The 17997-nt window shown below is 57.7% G+C and carries 17 protein-coding genes, 1 other RNA gene and 1 riboswitch; of the genes, 8 read left to right on the top strand and 10 right to left on the bottom strand.

The window, feature by feature from the left end; all coding sequences use genetic code 11:
* Positions 1-6: 6 nt before the first annotated feature.
* The 5 genes from AC2FH9_RS14765 to AC2FH9_RS14745 all read right to left on the bottom strand — a co-directional run bounded on the left by AC2FH9_RS14765 (position 7) and on the right by AC2FH9_RS14745 (position 6371).
* Positions 7-1584, bottom strand: coding sequence for an ABC transporter ATP-binding protein (locus tag AC2FH9_RS14765; protein WP_496709407.1), 1578 nt, complete (start codon positions 1582-1584; stop codon positions 7-9).
* Entirely contained in the window at positions 1581-2687 is a 1107-nt protein-coding gene (locus tag AC2FH9_RS14760; protein ID WP_142636960.1) for an ABC transporter permease, read from the bottom strand. The genes AC2FH9_RS14765 and AC2FH9_RS14760 overlap by 4 nt, the downstream gene beginning before the upstream one ends.
* Positions 2688-3773 carry a microcin C ABC transporter permease YejB gene (locus AC2FH9_RS14755; RefSeq protein ID WP_142636962.1) on the bottom strand — a complete coding sequence of 362 codons (1086 nt, stop codon included), beginning with the start codon at positions 3771-3773 and terminating at the stop codon, positions 2688-2690.
* A 9-nt stretch (positions 3774-3782) separates the two neighbouring features.
* A complete protein-coding gene (locus AC2FH9_RS14750) occupies positions 3783-5687 on the bottom strand; it encodes an extracellular solute-binding protein (protein ID WP_496872029.1) in 1905 nt (634 codons plus the stop codon).
* 174 nt (positions 5688-5861) lie between these two features.
* Positions 5862-6371: a c-type cytochrome gene (locus AC2FH9_RS14745; RefSeq protein WP_496697708.1), complete on the bottom strand. Its 510-nt coding sequence runs from the start codon at positions 6369-6371 to the stop codon at positions 5862-5864.
* Between the two features lie 119 nt (positions 6372-6490).
* Between AC2FH9_RS14745 and AC2FH9_RS14740 the strand changes: the two genes are divergently transcribed.
* Positions 6491-7324 carry a prephenate dehydratase gene (locus AC2FH9_RS14740; RefSeq protein WP_271949791.1) on the top strand — a complete coding sequence of 278 codons (834 nt, stop codon included), beginning with the start codon at positions 6491-6493 and terminating at the stop codon, positions 7322-7324.
* Between the two features lies 1 nt (position 7325).
* On the opposite strand, the gene AC2FH9_RS14735 is transcribed toward AC2FH9_RS14740, so the two are convergent.
* The 3 genes from AC2FH9_RS14735 to nudC are packed head-to-tail and all read right to left on the bottom strand — an operon-like array spanning position 7326 to position 9306.
* Complete coding sequence (locus AC2FH9_RS14735; RefSeq protein WP_496697670.1) at positions 7326-7793, bottom strand: GNAT family N-acetyltransferase; 468 nt, start codon at positions 7791-7793, stop codon at positions 7326-7328.
* Between the two features lie 24 nt (positions 7794-7817).
* On the bottom strand, positions 7818-8285 hold the full coding sequence (locus AC2FH9_RS14730) for an SRPBCC family protein (RefSeq protein ID WP_142636970.1): 468 nt from the start codon (positions 8283-8285) through the stop codon (positions 7818-7820).
* A gap of 40 nt (positions 8286-8325) precedes the next feature.
* Positions 8326-9306, bottom strand: a complete 981-nt coding sequence (nudC, locus tag AC2FH9_RS14725) for an NAD(+) diphosphatase (RefSeq protein WP_496692479.1) — start codon at positions 9304-9306, stop codon at positions 8326-8328.
* A 195-nt stretch (positions 9307-9501) separates the two neighbouring features.
* Between nudC and AC2FH9_RS14720 the strand changes: the two genes are divergently transcribed.
* The 3 genes from AC2FH9_RS14720 to rsgA all read left to right on the top strand — a co-directional run bounded on the left by AC2FH9_RS14720 (position 9502) and on the right by rsgA (position 12668).
* Positions 9502-11343 carry a 5'-nucleotidase C-terminal domain-containing protein gene (locus tag AC2FH9_RS14720; protein WP_496872028.1) on the top strand — a complete coding sequence of 614 codons (1842 nt, stop codon included), beginning with the start codon at positions 9502-9504 and terminating at the stop codon, positions 11341-11343.
* Positions 11344-11382: 39 nt separating this feature from the next.
* Positions 11383-11481: signal recognition particle sRNA small type (gene ffs / locus AC2FH9_RS14715), an RNA gene on the top strand.
* Positions 11482-11639: 158 nt separating this feature from the next.
* Entirely contained in the window at positions 11640-12668 is a 1029-nt protein-coding gene (gene rsgA / locus AC2FH9_RS14710; RefSeq protein ID WP_496706757.1) for a ribosome small subunit-dependent GTPase A, read from the top strand.
* A gap of 24 nt (positions 12669-12692) precedes the next feature.
* Here rsgA and AC2FH9_RS14705 read toward each other — a convergent pair whose 3' ends face one another.
* A complete protein-coding gene (locus AC2FH9_RS14705; RefSeq protein ID WP_496872027.1) occupies positions 12693-13550 on the bottom strand; it encodes an alpha/beta hydrolase family protein in 858 nt (285 codons plus the stop codon).
* A 139-nt stretch (positions 13551-13689) separates the two neighbouring features.
* Positions 13690-13909, top strand: a riboswitch (cobalamin riboswitch).
* An 83-nt stretch (positions 13910-13992) separates the two neighbouring features.
* On the opposite strand from AC2FH9_RS14705, the gene AC2FH9_RS14700 reads away from it, so the two are divergent.
* Positions 13993-14397: a hypothetical protein gene (locus AC2FH9_RS14700; protein ID WP_496872026.1), complete on the top strand. Its 405-nt coding sequence runs from the start codon at positions 13993-13995 to the stop codon at positions 14395-14397.
* 1 nt (position 14398) lies between these two features.
* On the opposite strand, the gene AC2FH9_RS14695 is transcribed toward AC2FH9_RS14700, so the two are convergent.
* Positions 14399-14899 carry a protein-tyrosine phosphatase family protein gene (locus tag AC2FH9_RS14695; protein WP_496697660.1) on the bottom strand — a complete coding sequence of 167 codons (501 nt, stop codon included), beginning with the start codon at positions 14897-14899 and terminating at the stop codon, positions 14399-14401.
* Between the two features lie 156 nt (positions 14900-15055).
* Here AC2FH9_RS14695 and AC2FH9_RS14690 point away from each other — a divergent pair, with 156 nt between their 5' ends.
* The 3 genes from AC2FH9_RS14690 to recR all read left to right on the top strand — a co-directional run bounded on the left by AC2FH9_RS14690 (position 15056) and on the right by recR (position 17965).
* On the top strand, positions 15056-16807 hold the full coding sequence (locus AC2FH9_RS14690; protein ID WP_496697659.1) for a DNA polymerase III subunit gamma/tau: 1752 nt from the start codon (positions 15056-15058) through the stop codon (positions 16805-16807).
* A gap of 155 nt (positions 16808-16962) precedes the next feature.
* On the top strand, positions 16963-17307 hold the full coding sequence (locus AC2FH9_RS14685) for a YbaB/EbfC family nucleoid-associated protein (protein WP_142636987.1): 345 nt from the start codon (positions 16963-16965) through the stop codon (positions 17305-17307).
* 64 nt (positions 17308-17371) lie between these two features.
* Positions 17372-17965: a recombination mediator RecR gene (recR, locus tag AC2FH9_RS14680; protein WP_142636989.1), complete on the top strand. Its 594-nt coding sequence runs from the start codon at positions 17372-17374 to the stop codon at positions 17963-17965.
* The last annotated feature ends 32 nt before the right edge of the window (positions 17966-17997 follow it).

Raw genomic sequence — 17997 nt, 5'->3', positions numbered from 1 at the left:
CGGGCTTCAGCCCGCTGCCGCAATCAATTCGCGGGTGTAATCTGTCTGCGCGTTTTCGAACAGGTCTTCGGCAGCGCCCATTTCAATCACGTCACCGTTCCGCATAACGATGACATTATGTGACATCGCCCGGACCACTTTTAGGTCATGGCTGATGAACAGATATGCCAACCCGTATTTCCGCTGCAGATCTCGCAGCAAGTCTACGATCTGCACCTGAACCGTCATGTCCAGCGCGCTTGTCGGCTCATCCAGCACCAGAAGTTTGGGACGTAGCACCATCGCACGTGCGATGGCGATACGCTGCCGCTGCCCGCCCGAGAACTCGTGCGGATACCGGTCCATCGACGCCGGGTCCAACCCCACTTCCGTCATCACATCCGCCACCAGATCGCGCGGGGCGCGGTGTGGATCAACCTTGTGGATTGCCAGACCCTCGGCGATGATTTGCATACAGGTCATGCGCGGGCTCAGGCTGCCAAACGGGTCCTGAAACACAATCTGCATATCCTTGCGCAACCGGCGCAATTCGCGTGTGGACCAACGGCGCACATCCTGGTCGCGAAAGGTGATACCACCCTCGGACGCGATCAGCCGCATGATGGCCAGCGCCAACGTGGTCTTGCCCGACCCGCTTTCGCCCACGATCCCCACGGTTTCGCCGGCGCGCACGCTGAGGCTGGCGTCATTCACCGCCTTAACATGGCCGACAGTTCGCTTGAGAAAGCCGCGCTGGATCGGGAACCAGACTTTCAGATGATCAGTGCGGGCGACCTCTTCTGCATCCGCGGCGACCGGATCGGGTTGGCCCGACGGTTCGGCCGCCAGCAATTTCCGGGTATAGGGATGCTGAGGGTTCTCGAAGATGTCCGCGGTTGCACCGGCTTCGACAATCTCTCCGTCCTTCATGACGCAAACTCGATCGGCGATCCGGCGCACGATGCCAAGGTCATGGGTGATGAACAGCATCCCCATGTTTTCGGCTTTCTGCAGGTCTGCCAGCAACTCGAGTATCTGTGCCTGAATGGTCACGTCCAGCGCCGTGGTCGGTTCATCTGCGATCAGAATGTCCGGCTTATTGGCAAGCGCCATGGCGATCATGACGCGCTGCCGTTGTCCGCCCGAAAGTTGGTGCGGATAGCTGTCCAACCGATCCTTCGGGTCCCGGATACCAACCTTCGTCAGCAACTCGACAATCCGATCACGGGCCGCGTCGCCCACCACCCCCTGATGCAGCGCCAGCGATTCTGCCATCTGCTTCTGGATCGTGTGCAACGGGTTCAACGATGTCATCGGTTCTTGAAAGATGAAACTGATGTCGTTGCCGCGCACATCCATCAGATGTTGCTCGGACGTCCCGATCATCTCTTGCCCGTCATATTTCACCGAACCTTCGACAATCGCGCTGTCTCCCAACAGCGAGACGGTCGACAAGGCGGTCACAGATTTTCCGGACCCGGATTCCCCTACCAAAGCCACGGTTTCCCCACGATCCACCGTGAAGGACACGCCCTTGACCGCCGCACTGACCTGCCCGTCCTGCCGGAACGAAACCTTGAGGTTGTTTACATCCAGCAGGCTCATGAGAAGGTCTTTCTGGGATCAAACGCATCGCGGACGCCTTCGAAAATGAAGACCAGAAGCGACAGCATGATGGCAAAGGTGAAAAAGGCGGTAAAGGCCAGCCAAGGGGCCTGCAAGTTCTGTTTTGCCTGCAAGGTCAGCTCGCCAAGTGACGGAGCCGAGGACGGCAGGCCGAAGCCCAGAAAATCCAGCGAGGCCAGCCCGCCAATCGTTCCGGTGACGATGAAGGGCATGAAGGTCAGCGTGGCGACCATTGCATTGGGCAGCATGTGGCGAAACATGATCGTCCTGTTGCTGACGCCCAACGCCCGTGCCGCCCGGACATATTCAAGGTTTCGCGCCCGCAGGAACTCAGCTCGAACAACGCCAACCAATCCGGTCCAGCTGAACAGGATCATAAGCAACACCAGCAACCAGAAACTGCGCCCTAGAATAGCGAACATGATGATGATCACATAAAGCGATGGGGTGGCCGACCAAATCTCGATGATCCGTTGAAAGATCAAATCCAGCCAGCCGCCAAAAAAGCCCTGAATGGCGCCTGCGAAGATACCGATCAGGCTGGCAACACCTGTGACCATCAGCGTGAACAGAATGGACAGACGGAACCCATAGATCACCCGTGCAAGCACATCGCGCTTGGTGTCATCGGTGCCAAGCAGGTTCTGGCCATTGGGCGGCAGTGGGGCTGCGCCCGGCCGATCAACGCTGGTTTTGAAAGAGTATGGGATCAGCGGCCAGATGGCCCAGCCGCGCTCGAACCCGTCGGCGGCAAAGGATCCGGCCTCGATCTGCTCGATAATGCCGTCAGGATCGTCAAAGCACTGATCCAAACCGCCACTGTCTATCAGACAACGCACTTCGGGGTCGCGATAGATTGCTTCGGTTTGGAAATCACCGCCAAACTCGGTCTCTGGGTAGAAATTGAAGATCGGCGTATAAAGCTCACCGCGGTATTTCACGAGGATCGGTTTGTCATTTGCGATAAATTCAGCAAATAGCGACAGGCCGAACAGGATCGAGAAGATGATAAGCGACCAGAACGCCCGGCCATTGCGACGGAAGTTGCGCCACCGGCGCTGATTCAGGGGGGAAAGCGCCATTTACCCCTCCCGCTTTTCAAAGTCGATGCGCGGATCAACCAACACATACATCAGATCACTGATGATGCCGACCACCAGACCCATTAGGCCAAAGATGAACAGCGTTCCAAAGATAACCGGGTAATCGCGCGCGACCGCCGCCTCGAACCCAAGGCGACCCAATCCATCCAGCGAAAAGATGGTTTCGATGATGATTGACCCTCCGAAAAAAACACCGATGAAGACGGCCGGAAAACCCGCGATTACGATCAGCATCGCATTGCGGAACACGTGGCCGTACAGCACCCGGCTTTCGCTCAGGCCCTTGGCGCGGGCGGTCATGACATATTGCTTTTTAATCTCGTCCAGAAACGAGTTTTTGGTCAGCAAGGTGAGCGTTGCGAAGGCCGAGATGGTCAGCGCCAGGATCGGCAACGCGATATGCCAGAAGTAATCGGCAATCTTGCCAAATACACTCAGACTGTCCCAGTTGTCCGAGGTAAGCCCCCGCAACGGAAAGATCTGCCAATAGGACCCACCGGCAAATAGCACCAACAGCAAAATGGCGAACAGAAATCCCGGGATGGCATAGGCCACGATGATGGCGCCACTGGTCCAGGTGTCAAAGCTTGATCCGTCCCTGATCGCCTTGCGAATACCAAGAGGGATCGACACCAGATAGGCAATCAGCGTCGACCAAAGCCCTAGCGAAATAGACACCGGCATCTTTTCCAGCACCAGATCGGTCACACTGATCGACCGGAAATAGCTCTCGCCAAAATCCAGAGTCAGGTAATTACCCATCATATTCAGAAACCGTTCCAAGGGCGGTTTGTCGAACCCGAATTCTTTTTCCAGTTCTTCGATGAATTCAGGCGGCAAGCCGCGCCCGCCGATATAGCGGTCATTTGTGCCGCCGGTCTGCTGTTCGATATCGCCGCCACCGCCAGCGATACCTTCAAATACATCTCCACCACCCTCCATCTGGGCGATGATCTGTTCAATCGGGCCGCCTGGCACAAACTGCACAAGGGTGAAGTTGACGATCATGATTCCCAGCAGTGTGGGAATGACCAGCAGCAGGCGTCTTAGAATATATGCTCCCATTTGGGCGGATTACCTCAAGGCGCCGGAGGATTTCAACTGGGCTTCCTGCTCGGCGTTGATCCACCACAGGTCTTCGACACCCAATGAATAAGGCGGCAGGTTTTCCGGGTATTCATACATGTCCCAATAGGCAACCCAGTATTTGCCCAAATACCAAGTGGGCACCATGATCCGCTTGGCCCGCAAAACACGGTCCAGGGCGCGAACATTGGCAAACAACTCTTCGCTGTTGGTCGCTGCTACGATGTTGTCGATCAACGGTTCAATATCCGGGCCATACGCACCGGACGGGTTGAATACGGAATACGAGGCCGCCTCGGTTCCGAATTGCTGGTATAGTCCCGTCGAAGGTTGCAGCGAACTTGGGTACCCGCCGAAAATCATGTCGAAATCCCGGTCACGGCGGCGCAGGGTGAATTGCGCATTGTCCACACGATTGTAGGTCGCATCTATGCCCATCGTCCTAAGGTTAGCGACAAATGGCTGGATGATACGATCAAGAGTCGGCTGGTCTGACAGAAATTCTATGGCCAGTACTTCACCGTTTTGATTGCGGCGGATACCGTCTTCGCCCACCTGCCAACCGGCCTCATCCAGCAGCTTCATCGCGGCGCGCAGATTGCGACGATCATTCTGACGCTCGGCGCGGGATTCATGGGCAACGACCGGTTGGTCGGTCAGTACCGCAGGGTCCAGCGCATCGCCCAGGCTTTGCAGAACCTCCAGTTCACGCCCCTCGGGCAGCCCCGTCGCCTCTAGGTGAGTTCCCTGCCAGAATGAGTCGCGCTGCTGAAACAGGCCATATTGCAAGCTTTCATTCGTCCATTCGAAGTTGAACCCTAACTGGACGGCTTCGCGCACCTTGGGATCCTGAAATTGCGGTCGGTCCAGGTTCATGACAAAGCCCGAAGCGTTGGGGACATCCCCGTCTTCCAGCTCTACCCGAACCACTGTTCCGTTTGTTATGGCAGGAAAATCATAGGCCGTTGCCCAGCTTTTTGAATTGTTTTCCTGGCGCAGTGTGAACGTGCCCGCCTTGAACCCTTCCATCGCAGCAATCGAGTCCGCGAAATATTCGATCCGGATGGAGTCATAGTTGTTGCGGCCAACATTCACATTAACGTGGTCGCCCCAATAGTCCGGGTTGCGCTTGTAGACGATGCGCCGGTTGATGTCATAACTGTCCAAAACATAAGGTCCGGATCCGATACCGGGCTCAAGCCGGGATTTGTCGAGCCGCCGGTTTTCGGGGTCTGCTTCAAACCAGGCCTTGGAAAACACAGATGTCCCGGCAACCTGACTTATTAGGCCACGGCGCGGGATATCCGGTGCGAAGTAGAATTTAACCCGATGATCATCCAGCGCTTCGGCACGCGGAATCATCTCGCGGACGGCGTCGGCATAGGATTTTAACCCCTGTTCCAGCAGCAGATTATGCGAAAACACAACATCTTCGGCAGTCACCGGGGTTCCATCGGAAAACCGCGCCTCAGGTCGCATGTTGAAGATGACCCAATCCTGGCTTTCCGGGTATTCAAGGCTTTCTGCCAGCAGACCGTAGTAAGTGGCCGTTTCATCATAGGACGCGACCATCAGGGATTCATACTGATCCGCAGAACGCGCACCCGCGCGGCCCTGCCGCGTGTAGGGGTTGAAACTATCAAATGTCCCTTGCGCTGCATAAGACAACTCTCCGCCGCGCGGCGCATCAGGATTTACATAATCGAAATGGGCAAACCCTTCAGGGTATTTCAAATCGCCAAATTCCGAGAATCCGTGGCTTTTGATGATGGTCTCTTCGGCAAACAGTTGAGAGGTCAAGAGCGTAAGCAGCAAAAAGCCGGTAATCGGTATGGTCAACCAACCTCTGAAATCCAATGCACGTGCCTGAACAATCTGTCGGTTGGATTCCATTTGGCTCATCCCCTGTTGCGTCACTTCTTATAGTCTTGCGCCTGAACGAAGCTAAAGGTCCAGCGTTGACTGATTCAAGTTTAGAATGCGTGAGCGCATTGTGAAGGTTTCTTCATACAAAAAAAGCCGCTGCACGGGGCAGCGGCTTTGAATTTCAGATGTGCCGGTCTGGCATCAGTTGCCGATTGTCTGCAGATAGGCAATCAGATCGGCACGGTCCTGCGGTTTTTTCAGGCCAGCAAAGCTCATGGATGTGCCCGAGATATAGCTGGCTGGCCGGGTCAGGAAGGCATCCAGGGCTTCGGGTGTCCAGTTGCCGCCATGGGCCTGCATCGGCGCCGAGTAGCCGGTAAAACCGTTGGCCGTTGCAACAGGGCGGTCAACGACACCATACAGATAAGGGCCTGTGCCGTTTGCACCGTCTTCCAGCTTGTGACACGCGGTACACTTGCGGAAAACTTTGGCACCTTTCTCAACGTCGGCGGCGGCCAGCAGCTCTTCAAATACTACCTCTTCACCGTTGGCGCTTTCGCCTGCGCTTTCGGATTCGATGATGTACGAAGCCGTCTCGCCATGGGCATCGGCGTGGTAAAGCTCTTCTGCGGCCCATTTGGCCAGAAGCAGCACCAGGAAGGTGCCAAACAGGCCTGCTGCGGCCTTGGTAACTGTCATCGTGTCGAACATTGATCGCGAGTCCATTTCAGCTGTCTGCGGGGTGTCTAAGGCTTCCCCTTACAAGAGGCAAGGTATAGACACCGCGACTAAACGCCCAATTCTGGAACTTGTTGCACGGAATCGACCAAATGACAAAACGTATCGCATTTCAGGGAGAACCCGGTGCCTATAGCCACGAGGCATGCCGAAACGCTCGTCCCGATATGGAGGCCCTGCCCTGCCGCACATTTGAGGATGTGATCGAATCAGTTCGGTCCGGCAAAGCAGACCTGGCGATGCTTCCGGTCGAAAATACGACCTATGGGCGGGTGGCCGATATTCACCGCCTGCTGCCCCATAGCGGATTGCATATCATCGATGAAGCTTTTGTTCGCGTACACATCAATTTGTTGGCCGTCCCCGGTGCCAAGCTGAGCGACATCACCGAAGCGCATTCGCATCTGGTACTGCTGCCACAATGCGCTGGGTTCCTGAAGCAGCACGGCATTCACGGACGCGTCAGCCCGGACAATGCCCGCGCCGCGCGCGAGGTTTCCGAGGCTGCCGAACTGCATTCTGCCGCGCTGGCCAGCGAGTTGGCCGGAGAGATCTATAACCTGAACGTCCTGGCCCGCCATATCGAGGACAGCGACGACAACACCACGCGTTTTTTGATCATGTCACGCGATGCGGACCTGTCGCGGCGCGGGGCGCACGGGATGATCACCAGCTTTGTGTTTCAGGTCCGTAACATCCCAGCAGCGCTGTATAAGGCGATGGGCGGGTTCGCCACCAACGGAGTCAACATGACCAAGCTGGAAAGCTATATGGTCGACGGGTCATTTACGGCCACCCAGTTCTATGCGGATATTGTCGGACACCCCGATGACCGCAATGTACAACTGGCCCTGGAAGAGCTGGAACATTTTACCACCAATGTCGAGATTCTGGGCGTCTATCCGGCAGTCCAGCCGCGCGGCTAGCTCAACCCAGCAGGTATTTCTTGCACACCGCTCCTTCATGTGAGCGGTAATCGACAAATCCCATGGCCGCGTAATAGGCAAGGCTTTCGGCATTTTGCGCGCCAATGGTCGCGTCTATTGCAGGCAGACCTGCGGCGCGGGCCGCCAGCAGCGTTTCCTGAAATAGGGCCCGCCCGACCCCCATGCGCGCGGCTGATGGACGTATATGTGTTCCGATGATGCCCCAACCGGCTGTTACGCCATAAGGGTTTCCGTCGACGGCCAGTTTCAGCGCCTGAAAGCCCAATACCTGTGAACCCTGCACCGCCACGGTGCATTGGATGCTGCCGTGGTGGCTGATGTAATGCTCTTTGGCAAAACCCTCATCGCTGGGTTTGGTGCGCTTACCGGCGGTCACGATCTCTTGCAGGACCTCGGAAATACCTTTGGCGTCATCCACAACAGCGCTGCGCAATATCACATCAGACATTCAGGGCCTCTTGTCTCGGAATTCTCAAGAACCGTGCAGATGACGTTCTTCCATTTCCCGCGCGAATTCGCTGAGGCGGGCCTGAAACTGTCGCCGGAACCGCGACTGACCCAATCTGAGCGATTGCAGCAACAGCCGTGCAGGCAGGGATTTGGCCGATAGCGACATATCCACGGTCAGCCGGGTTCTACGTTGCGACAGGGCCAGAAACTCGACCCTGGTTGAGCCATTCATTCCCTTGCTTGCCGCCTCGAACCGCATATGGGTCGGCGGATCACATTCGGCCATATTGATTTCCACGCGCCGAGGCTTTCCGCGCATACGGAACTCGGTCTCCCAGGATGTACCGGGCACAACGCCCATATGCCCTGACAAACGCCGGACCTCGATCCCGCGGCGCATTGCCATCCGCTCGAACCGTTCGAAATCCGCAAACATTTCGAACACTGCGTTGACAGGGGCCTGAATATCTTCACGTGCGGAGAATTGCATGGTGGGTTATCGTTCTCTTGCCTATTCGACCAGTATTTTGTCAGTCGAGCGTATCTGCAAGCCAGTTTTGCAGCAGAAAATGCGCAATCGCGCCTTTGCGCGCTGGCAGAAGGCTGGGATGTTCCCCAGCAAAGACCTGCATCATTTCAGCCTTATTCACCCATATCGCATCTTCGATTTCAACCGGATCTATAGTGATTTCTTGCGACAATGCCTCGCCTGCACAGCCAAACATCAGTGACGCCGGAAAGGGCCAGGGCTGGCTGGAAAGATAGGTTACTTGCCCGACGGGGACACCGGCCTCTTCCATCACCTCTCTGCGCACCGCCGCTTCCAGCGTTTCTCCGGGTTCGACAAATCCGGCCAGTAGCGAATACATGCCTTCAGGCCATCCCGGGGATCGCCCCATCAGCACCGAATTCCCATATGTAATCAACATGATGACGACCGGGTCGGTGCGTGGGAAATGCTGCCCCCCACACGACGGGCAACTGCGTTGCCATCCTGCTTGCGACATCTCGCTGGCGGCGCCGCAACGGGCGCAAAATCTATGGGTTTCATGCCAGGCGATGACCGCCTTGGCGGAAGCCGAAAGTTCGGCATCACGTGGGGAAAGGCGCGCCATGATGCGGCGCAATTCGACAAAAACCTGACCTTCAGGCAAATCCGGGTGCTGTTGCTCTGATCGGTCAAAGAATGCCCCAAGCTCGGACAGATCAACGCCCTCGGGCATCCAATCGGATATATCAAAGGCAAAAACCGGAACCTCATCCGAGAGACCAAGCAATACTGGCGCTGGGACGATCCCACCGGGACCATTTGCGATCAGCTCGTGCAAGACAGGTAACAAGCAGAGTTGATCAAGGGCCTCTCCTTGAACCAGCAGCTTTCCGCGCCACAGCAACAGGCATTTCGCTTTCGGATGTGCTCGCGCTGCTGCCATCGTGTCGACGTCTCCACGAAGATGTGCGGCACGATCCAGCCCTGATCCACCAAACGTTACCTGTTCCGCGTTCTTCATTTAAATTCCTCTGGTTCGCCTGCACAGGGCTGCCATGACAGCGTCGGTGTTGCAACGACAATTCCACGACCGAAAACCGAGGCGATCCCGTCAAATTTTCGCAAGTGCATAAAAAAATTTGCACTTACTATGCTTTTTGTTGAAGTTGTTATTCATAAAACTGCCAAAAGTAGAGTATTGAAAACAATTTCGCATTTGTCTGATCAGTCTGTAGGTATCCGGATTTTGGCGACCACCGATCTGCACATGAACCTGTGCAGTTTTGATTATTACGCGGATCAAGACGAACCTACGATCGGATTGACCCGAACGGCCAGCCTGATCCGGCAGGCGCGGAACGAGGCTGAGGCAGACGGAGATATCGTCTTGCTCTTCGACAACGGAGACGCTCTGCAGGGTACACCGTTGGGGGATTGGGCTGCCGATCCCGCCAATGCGCCGCACATCCTGATGCAGGCCTTCGGCAGCCTGGGATATGACGCGATTGGCCTGGGAAATCACGACTTCGGATTCGGGCTTCAATTCTTACAGCGCGTTATCTCTGACGCCCCCTGCCCTGTGCTCAGCAGCAATGCCTTGCGCACGAATGGGCCAGAGATCTGGCAAGATCATGTCATTTTGCACAAAGAGATCCCTGGCGCGCCGACACCTATAGCCTTGAAAATTGGTGTTTTTTCGGTCCTCCCCCCTCAGACAGCGCAATGGGAGGCGCACAAGCTGCACGACACCCTTACCACTCAGGACATCCTGACTTGTGCGGCAAACAAAGTCAGAAAGCTCCAAGACGAAAATTGCGACCTGATCATCGCGTTGGCCCATACCGGTTTCGGACCGGACACGTCACAACAGAATATGGAAAACGCGATTATTCCGCTGGCCGAAATCGAAGGTATCGACGCAATAATTGCTGGCCATTCCCATTTGACCTATCCCGCCAAGGCCGGCTCTGAAAACACTCTGGTGCATGGCAAACCAGTTGTCTTACCCGGAACGGCCGGATCACATCTGGGGGTGGTCGACCTGAAACTTCACTCGGCAGAGCGCGGCGGCTGGACCGTTGGCGAAGCCCGGGCGGCGCTACGACCGATATCTGCGGGGCGTCCCGACGAAATGGTATCACTGGCGCCCGAAGATCCGGAATTGTTGCATCTGTTTTCCTCTGGTCATGCCGAAACCCGCAGGCGAGCGGGCCAGCCGGTCGGCCGCACCCCGCACCATCTGCACAGCTATTTCAGCTTTTGCACCGAGGACCGTGGGCTGAGGCTGGTCGCCGCCGCCCAGGCTGCCGCGTTACGTCTGTGTATGTCCGATACCGACCTGGCAGATATTCCGATTTTATCGGCGGTTTCACCTTCGAAATTCGGCGGTCGGGCCGGGCCGCGATTCTATACGGATGTTAAGCCTGGCGAGATATTCCTGCGTAACGTGGTTGACCTGCATGTTTTTCCAAACGAATTGCAGGGTGTCATTGTATCCGGTGACCAAATCGTGGACTGGCTTGAGATGTCCGCAGCTGTTTTCAACCAGATTTCGACCGGATCTGCATCCGAACTTATTTGCGAAAATCGGGTGGGTCACAACTTTGATGTGCTATACGGGCTGTCCTGCAGAATTGATCTGACACAACCTCCGCGTTTCGACGATATGGGCACCTTGATCAACGCCGAAAACCGGCGCGTTTCAGAGGTTCTGGTCGGTGCCACCCCCATTGCACCGGATCAGCAATTTGCCGTCGCGCTTAACAATTATCGCGCCAGCGGGGGCGGGCATTTCCCATTTGCGGGTAATGCGCAACGTATCGACATGCCCATCCTGCCGGTCCAGCAAGCCCTGCTGGATTATCTGTCAGGCACCTTGGTCAGCGATCCGCTGGAAGAGGCCCAGGAACCCTTCAGAATCACCAGTAACACTGGTACGCAGGCGATCTTACGCACCGGTCCAAATGCCCACCGACATCTGCAGGACATTAAGGAATTTGATCCACAAGTCCTTGGAACCGACGAAAATGGCTTTTTACGGATTCTTCTGACCTTCTGACGGGTTGTGTTTTTCCGGCCAACTGCCTATATCCACCCTCGAGAGGTTGGCGCGGGCGAGCGCCTCGCCAACCTGGTCAGATCCGGAAGGAAGCAGCCACAACGAGCCCCGCTTGGGTCGATGTCCAACCTCTCACTTACGCGCAACGACTGCCGCAGGAGGGACTTTATGATTGTAGCAATGACCCTTCGGGCAGAGCGTTTCCGGGACTAACCCCCGCTCTTGCCTGAACACGTTACCGATGGGTGCGCGCCTGCCACCCTGATGGTTTCCTGTATCTGAACACAGGCAGAACAATGTCCAAAACACTTTCGGACCTGGGATGGTCCTCTCATTTTGCAGCCCAACATGCTGTGAACCCTACCTGCACACCGCATCGCATCAACGCCGTCCATCGTGATCGCCTGATCGGCCTGAATGCGCTTGGCGGCACATCTGATCTGACCCCTGACCGATCAACCGGCGAATTTGCGGTTGGCGATTGGGTCCTTGCGGATGATCAAAACCGCATTCGGCATCTTTTGGAGCGCAAAAGCCTCTTGCAACGCCGGGCCGCAGGCACCGGTGCGCAGGTTCAGCTGATCGCGGCGAATGTGGACGTGCTGTATATCGTCAGTTCCTGCAATGCCGATTTCAATCTGGCCCGGCTTGAACGTTATCTGGCACTGGCGCATCAGGCCGGATGCTATCCGGTTGTTGTCCTGACCAAGGCCGACAGCTGCCCTGACCCAGAGAGCTATGCCAGTCAGGCCAGTTCGCTGGCTCGGTTTCTGACCGTTCTAACCGTCAACGCGCTGGAGGCGTCAGAGATTGATCCGATCCTGTCCTGGTGCCCTGCCGGGCAAACTGCTGCTTTGGTCGGCTCATCCGGTGTCGGCAAAACCACATTGGCGAACGCCATGACTGGTCAGGCCGGGACAACGGCGGGGATCCGCGAGGATGACGCACGGGGTCGCCACACCACGACCCATCGTGCGCTTCACCCGATGCGAAACGGGGGGTGGCTGATTGATACGCCAGGAATGCGCGCCCTGCGTTTGATGGATGCCCAAGACGGCGTGGATGAGGTTTTCTCCGACCTTCTGGAATTGGCTGCAACGTGCCGGTTCTCAGATTGCCAGCACCAGGCCGAACCCGGTTGTGCTGTGCAGGAGGCGATTGCCAATGGCGTGATTGAGCCCGACCGGTTGGCGCGCTGGCACAAGCTTCGGCGCGAAGATCAGAGGAATTCCGAGACCCTCGCGCAGTCACGGGCACGTGACAAAGCCTTTGGCAAAATGGTGCGATCCGTCATGCACGACAAAAAGTCCCGCAGCAGACACTAAGCGTGACAAAAAGGCGCCTCGTTTTCAGGCAATCAACCGGGGCCAAACCGCCCGGTTTCTGCGGGCAAAAGCGCCAATATGACCGATCTCAGGCGCTCCGAATTCATTCGGAGACAACAGATGTCGCCGCGCCTTCGGCCCATACAGATCGGCAAGCCGCCAGACTGCGTCTGGCGGCACCATCTGGTCGTCCTCGAAGGCGAACAGGTCCACCGGTGTATTCGATTGCGCCCATCTCGCTTCGGGCAGAGCGTCACCGATCTGCGGCACATAATTCTGCGGCGCCGTGCACCAGCTGCGCCATTGCCAATAGACCGGGCCCGGCAAATCGGCACCGATCCCCACAGCTTTGCCCGGCAGATACCCCAGTGCATTCACTGCCAGACGCCCGTGGCCGTGCCAGAACAACCACGCCAGCCCGCGATAGGGCCAGGGATGGTCGGACAGAGTAACCAGCCCCGAACATACACAGATCATCCGGTCGATCTGATCAATATCCGGCTGCACCGGCCCCAGCAAGCCGCCAAGGGAATGACCGATGCTCCACTGCAAAGCCTCCGGGAACCGCCTGCGCATCTCAGCCCGTGCGGCGGGCATGTCGACCAAGGCCCAATCCGCCATGGTCACCTCGGAGGTTTTGAGTTTGTCGCGCAGCGAATGCCCGAAATCGCTGTAGTCATAGGTCAAACAGGCAATACCCTGTTCGGCGGCCAGCCAACGGGCAAAATGCTGGTAATAGTCGCGCGGCACTGCAGTTGCGCTGTGAATCACCACGGCGACCTTCGGCTCGGTTTCAGGCAGATACAGCCGCGCCGACAGGCTGGCAGAGCCTGAGGCAAAATCAAAGTCCTTAGTCTGGACGCAGGGCGTGGTATCAAGCATGGCGCTTCCGACAAATTCTGAACTACTCGGTTCACTCAACAATCGGCCCGATTTCGGCCACCAGAGTCAAGATTTCATCAAGATGACCAAACGTCCGGTTTGCACCCCAACAGGTGGCTTGACTCGGGGTCTGCATAGCCGCTAGCGATGTGGTGATGGTTCTTGCCCCGGAATTGGGGCGGGATGAAAAGGGAACACGGTGCGGTCTGCCCCGGCGATGCCGGAAAGGGCCAACTCCGCGACTGCCCCCGCAACTGTAAGCGGTGAGCAATGCCGAAATACCACTGGCCCCAGGGCTGGGAAGGTCGGCAAAGCGACGACCCGCAAGTCAGGAGACCTGCCATCGTATCGAAACCGAAACTCGGGCGGGGTGTCCGGGCAGGTCGTCAGCGCGCTGTCACACCTGATCCTCACCCTTCGTCCTGCGCGCGGAGGGCGCATTATGATCTGGAAGACAAAAACACACGAATTCACCGCAACCATCTGTCAGAGGACCGGGAAACCCTGCCCCGCCCTTGCCCGAATGGCACGCGCCATGGCCGAGGCGATGGCGACGGCAAGGCCTGCGACATCCAAAACATTCGAGGTCGAAGGCACCAGCGATCTGACCCATTGCACCGAAGGCTGCACGGCCCGCTTTCGGGCCCAGTCAGAACAGATCAGGGTCTATTGCGGCACCAGCACGGACACGCCGACAGAAAAGCTGGACGCCTATGGCGACATGATGTTCGAGCCGGAGTTCATCCAGAAATCCGCTGGTTTTCTGTCAGAACCACCCTGTGCGATGCTCGACGTATCGACCCTGCCGCCGCGCAGCGACAGTATTCCGTATCAAGTGTCTGCCTGATTCAGGGAAGGGTTCGGGCCGGCAACCCCGCCCAGTCCTTTTGCGCGTCGGTTTCCACCGCGCAGGGCCGCACCGCACGCAACCGCCGAAGCGCTTGGCCAGGCGCTTCGCCGCATTCCACCATTAGCCGCATCACAACCATCCCCGAGCGTCCGCACCCACCGCGGCAATGCACCAGCACCTTGCCGCCACTGGCAAGGACATGTTGGGCGGCGGCGCTGGCTTGCGGCCAAAGCGCCTCAACCTCAGGCGTGGGGGCGCCGAAATCGGAGACCGGAAGGTGGACCCAGGCAATCCGTTCGCGCTGCAGGTCCTCCTCGATTGAACGCGCGCCGGAGTGCTGGAACTCATCCGAGGTCGTCATCGAGATGACCAGGTCCGGCGCCCAATCCCGGATTACTGCGAAATCCCCAGCATAATCGCCCGTGACACCCGGCAGTGGGCACAGAGCGATCTGCCCTTTGCCCAATCCAAGAGGGTGAATTGCAAAACTCTCCAACACAGCTCCTTTACCTGCATCACCACATGGGGCTAAAGCCCCTCATGATTTACCGGCTCTGATGCAACTTGCCAAAACGAAATTCCTTTTCGCGCGCGGTGGACGCGGACGGCGGGGGTCTCTACGCTGCAAACCTGACACGAATCCAACAGAGCAGACATGACCGACACGCCCAGCCCCGCCTATCAGGTTCTCGCGCGGAAATACCGCCCGGAAACTTTTGCTGACCTCGTCGGTCAGAACGCAATGGTGCGCACGCTGAAAAACGCGTTCGAGGCCGACCGGATTGCACAAGCCTTCATCATGACTGGCATCCGCGGCACCGGTAAGACGACCACGGCACGGATCATCGCCAAGGGCATGAACTGCATCGGTCCTGATGGGCAAGGCAAGCCCACGACCGAGCCTTGCGGCCAGTGCGAACATTGCGTCGCCATCATGGAAGGTCGCCATGTCGACGTGATGGAAATGGACGCCGCCAGCCGAACCGGCGTGAATGATATCCGCGAAATCATCGACTCGGTCCGATACCGCGCCGCCAGTGCGCGCTATAAGATCTACATCATCGACGAGGTTCACATGCTTTCGACCAGCGCGTTCAACGCGCTGCTCAAGACGTTGGAAGAACCTCCTGCGCATGTGAAGTTCATCTTTGCCACGACCGAAATCCGCAAAGTCCCGGTGACTGTTCTGTCGCGGTGCCAACGATTTGACCTGCGCCGGATCGAACCCGAGGACATGATTGGCCTGCTCAATAAGATCGCAGCGGCTGAGAAGGCACAGATCGCGGATGATGCCCTGGCGCTGATCACCCGCGCGGCCGAAGGGTCGGCGCGCGACGCAACTTCGCTGCTGGATCAGGCAATCAGCCATGGGGCCGGTGAAACCAGCGCCGATCAGGTGCGCGCGATGCTGGGTCTGGCCGACCGGGGCCGGGTATTGGACTTGATGGAAATGATCCTGCGAGGGGATGCAGCAAACGCGCTGACTGAATTGGGCGGGCAATATGCCGAAGGGGCCGATCCGCTATCCGTGCTGCGCGATCTGGCCGAAATCACGCACTGGGTTTCGGTTGTGAAGATCACGCCAGACGCAGCCGAGGACCCGACGGTTTCCCCTGATGAACGTGCTCGTGGTCAGCAAATGGCCGAGGCCCTGCCAATGCGCGTTTTGACCCGGATGTGGCAGATGTTGCTGAAAGCGCTGGAAGAGGTATCGGCCGCGCCAAATGCCATGATGGCTGCTGAAATGGCCGTTATCCGCCTGACCCATGTTGCCGACTTGCCCAGCCCCGAAGAGCTGATCAAGCGCCTGCAGGACAACCCGCCACCGCCTCCGAATGGCGGTCCTGGCGGTGGTATGGCCGTGCCCTCTCAGGCTCCGGTACAAGCGGCATCATCTTCTTACGTGTCCGCAACTAGCAGCCCCGCCGGCGCACCTTCGGCCGCTCTGGCCCATGATATCCAATCGGCGCTGGCACGGTATCCGAGTTTTGACCACGTGGTTGAATTGATCCGCACCAATCGGGATGTGAAACTCCTGGTCGAGGTCGAAAACGGGGTGCGGCTGGTTTCTTACCAACCGGGGCGGATCGAGTTCACCCCGACACAGAACGCACCCACAGATCTGGCAGCGAGACTGGGTTCGTCACTGCAACGATGGACTGGCAACCGCTGGGCTGTGTCGATTGTGGCCGATGGTGAGGTTGCGACCATCGCCGAGATTCGAGACGCCGCCGAGCTGGCGTTGAAAGCAGAGGCTGAGAAACACCCGTTGGTTCAGGCGGTGCTCATGCAATTTCCGAAGGCACGCATCAAGCGGATTGAAACACCGGAAGAACGTGCCGCCAAGGTGGAAACCGAGGCGCTGCCCGAGGTCGAAGACGAATGGGACCCGTTCGAGGAAGACTGAAACCGTCCCATCTTACCCAACTGGAAACCTCCCGGGCCCAACGAGAGGAAAGGTCTTGCCAAAGGCCTTGACGACGGGCGGGAGCCAGCTCGGCCCTTGTGCCGCGCCGACCGCGCCCGTATTTAGGCGTCAAACCGGATATTAGGAGAATACCGATGCTCAAAGGACTCGGCGGCCTGGGTGACATGGCCAAGATGATGAAATCCGCGCAGGATCTACAGACCAAGATGACGGATATGCAGGAAGAGCTGAATACCATCATGGTTGTCGGCGAATCCGGTGCAGGGCTGGTCAAGGCAACAGCCACGGCCAAGGGAGAGCTGAAAGGTCTCGATATCGACCCGTCAATCTTTAACGGCGACGACAAGGAAGTGGTCGAAGATCTGATCCTGGCCGCCGTCAAAGATGCTCAGGCCAAGGCCGCAGAACGGTCGCAGGCTGAGATGGCTAAGCTGACCGAAGGTATGGGCCTGCCCGCAGACATCAAGCTGCCGTTCTGATAGGCACTCCTGACGAAATACCGGCCGGGCCCAACTGCCCGGCCCTTATGCAGGAGCAAGCGCAGTGAGTTCGAACAGCGATATCGACAATCTGATCGACCTGATGGCCAAACTGCCAGGCCTCGGCCCACGTTCGGCCCGTCGCGCAGTGCTGCATTTGATCCGCAAACGCGCCCTTCTGCTGACACCGCTTGCGGACGCGATGCAACAGGTTGCCATCACTGCCCGTGAGTGCCTGAATTGCGGCAATGTAGGCACTTCGGATATCTGCGACATCTGCGATAGCGAAGTCCGCGCGACCGGAGAGCTGTGCGTCGTCGAAGACGTCGCCGACCTTTGGGCGATGGAACGCGCAGCGGTTTTCAAAGGCCGCTATCACGTGCTGGGCGGCACCTTGTCGGCATTAGATGGAGTCGGCCCGGATGAGCTGCGCATTCCTCGCCTCAAGGATCGGGTCACAGCCGAGGGGATCACCGAAGTCATTCTGGCGCTGAACGCCACTGTCGATGGCCAGACCACCGCGCACTATATAGCCGATCAACTGGACGGGCAGGTGCGCCTGACCTCGCTGGCGCAGGGCGTGCCGATTGGCGGCGAGTTGGACTACCTGGATGACGGGACGATTACGGCGGCGCTGAGGGCGCGGAAGGAGTTGTAGTTGAGCTTCGACACTTGGTAGAATTCAAATAT

It is taken from the genome of Ruegeria sp. CDSC081 (assembly GCF_059610485.1).
Note: the sequence above shows the minus strand (reverse complement) of the source record. Positions and strands in the feature narration are given on the sequence as shown.

What these genes read in the sequence shown, in the direction of transcription:
- AC2FH9_RS14745 (WP_496697708.1), bottom strand. Translation starts at nt 6,371, where the DNA reads ATGTTCGACACGATGACAGTTACCAAGGCCGCAGCAGGCCTGTTTGGC.
- AC2FH9_RS14755 (WP_142636962.1), bottom strand. Translation starts at nt 3,773, where the DNA reads ATGGGAGCATATATTCTAAGACGCCTGCTGCTGGTCATTCCCACACTG.
- AC2FH9_RS14740 (WP_271949791.1), top strand. Translation starts at nt 6,491, where the DNA reads ATGACAAAACGTATCGCATTTCAGGGAGAACCCGGTGCCTATAGCCAC.
- AC2FH9_RS14750 (WP_496872029.1), bottom strand. Translation starts at nt 5,687, where the DNA reads ATGGAATCCAACCGACAGATTGTTCAGGCACGTGCATTGGATTTCAGA.
- AC2FH9_RS14735 (WP_496697670.1), bottom strand. Translation starts at nt 7,793, where the DNA reads ATGTCTGATGTGATATTGCGCAGCGCTGTTGTGGATGACGCCAAAGGT.
- AC2FH9_RS14685 (WP_142636987.1), top strand. Translation starts at nt 16,963, where the DNA reads ATGCTCAAAGGACTCGGCGGCCTGGGTGACATGGCCAAGATGATGAAA.
- AC2FH9_RS14730 (WP_142636970.1), bottom strand. Translation starts at nt 8,285, where the DNA reads ATGCAATTCTCCGCACGTGAAGATATTCAGGCCCCTGTCAACGCAGTG.
- rsgA (WP_496706757.1), top strand. Translation starts at nt 11,640, where the DNA reads ATGTCCAAAACACTTTCGGACCTGGGATGGTCCTCTCATTTTGCAGCC.
- AC2FH9_RS14765 (WP_496709407.1), bottom strand. Translation starts at nt 1,584, where the DNA reads ATGAGCCTGCTGGATGTAAACAACCTCAAGGTTTCGTTCCGGCAGGAC.
- AC2FH9_RS14700 (WP_496872026.1), top strand. Translation starts at nt 13,993, where the DNA reads ATGATCTGGAAGACAAAAACACACGAATTCACCGCAACCATCTGTCAG.
- AC2FH9_RS14760 (WP_142636960.1), bottom strand. Translation starts at nt 2,687, where the DNA reads ATGGCGCTTTCCCCCCTGAATCAGCGCCGGTGGCGCAACTTCCGTCGC.
- nudC (WP_496692479.1), bottom strand. Translation starts at nt 9,306, where the DNA reads ATGAAGAACGCGGAACAGGTAACGTTTGGTGGATCAGGGCTGGATCGT.
- AC2FH9_RS14705 (WP_496872027.1), bottom strand. Translation starts at nt 13,550, where the DNA reads ATGCTTGATACCACGCCCTGCGTCCAGACTAAGGACTTTGATTTTGCC.
- AC2FH9_RS14690 (WP_496697659.1), top strand. Translation starts at nt 15,056, where the DNA reads ATGACCGACACGCCCAGCCCCGCCTATCAGGTTCTCGCGCGGAAATAC.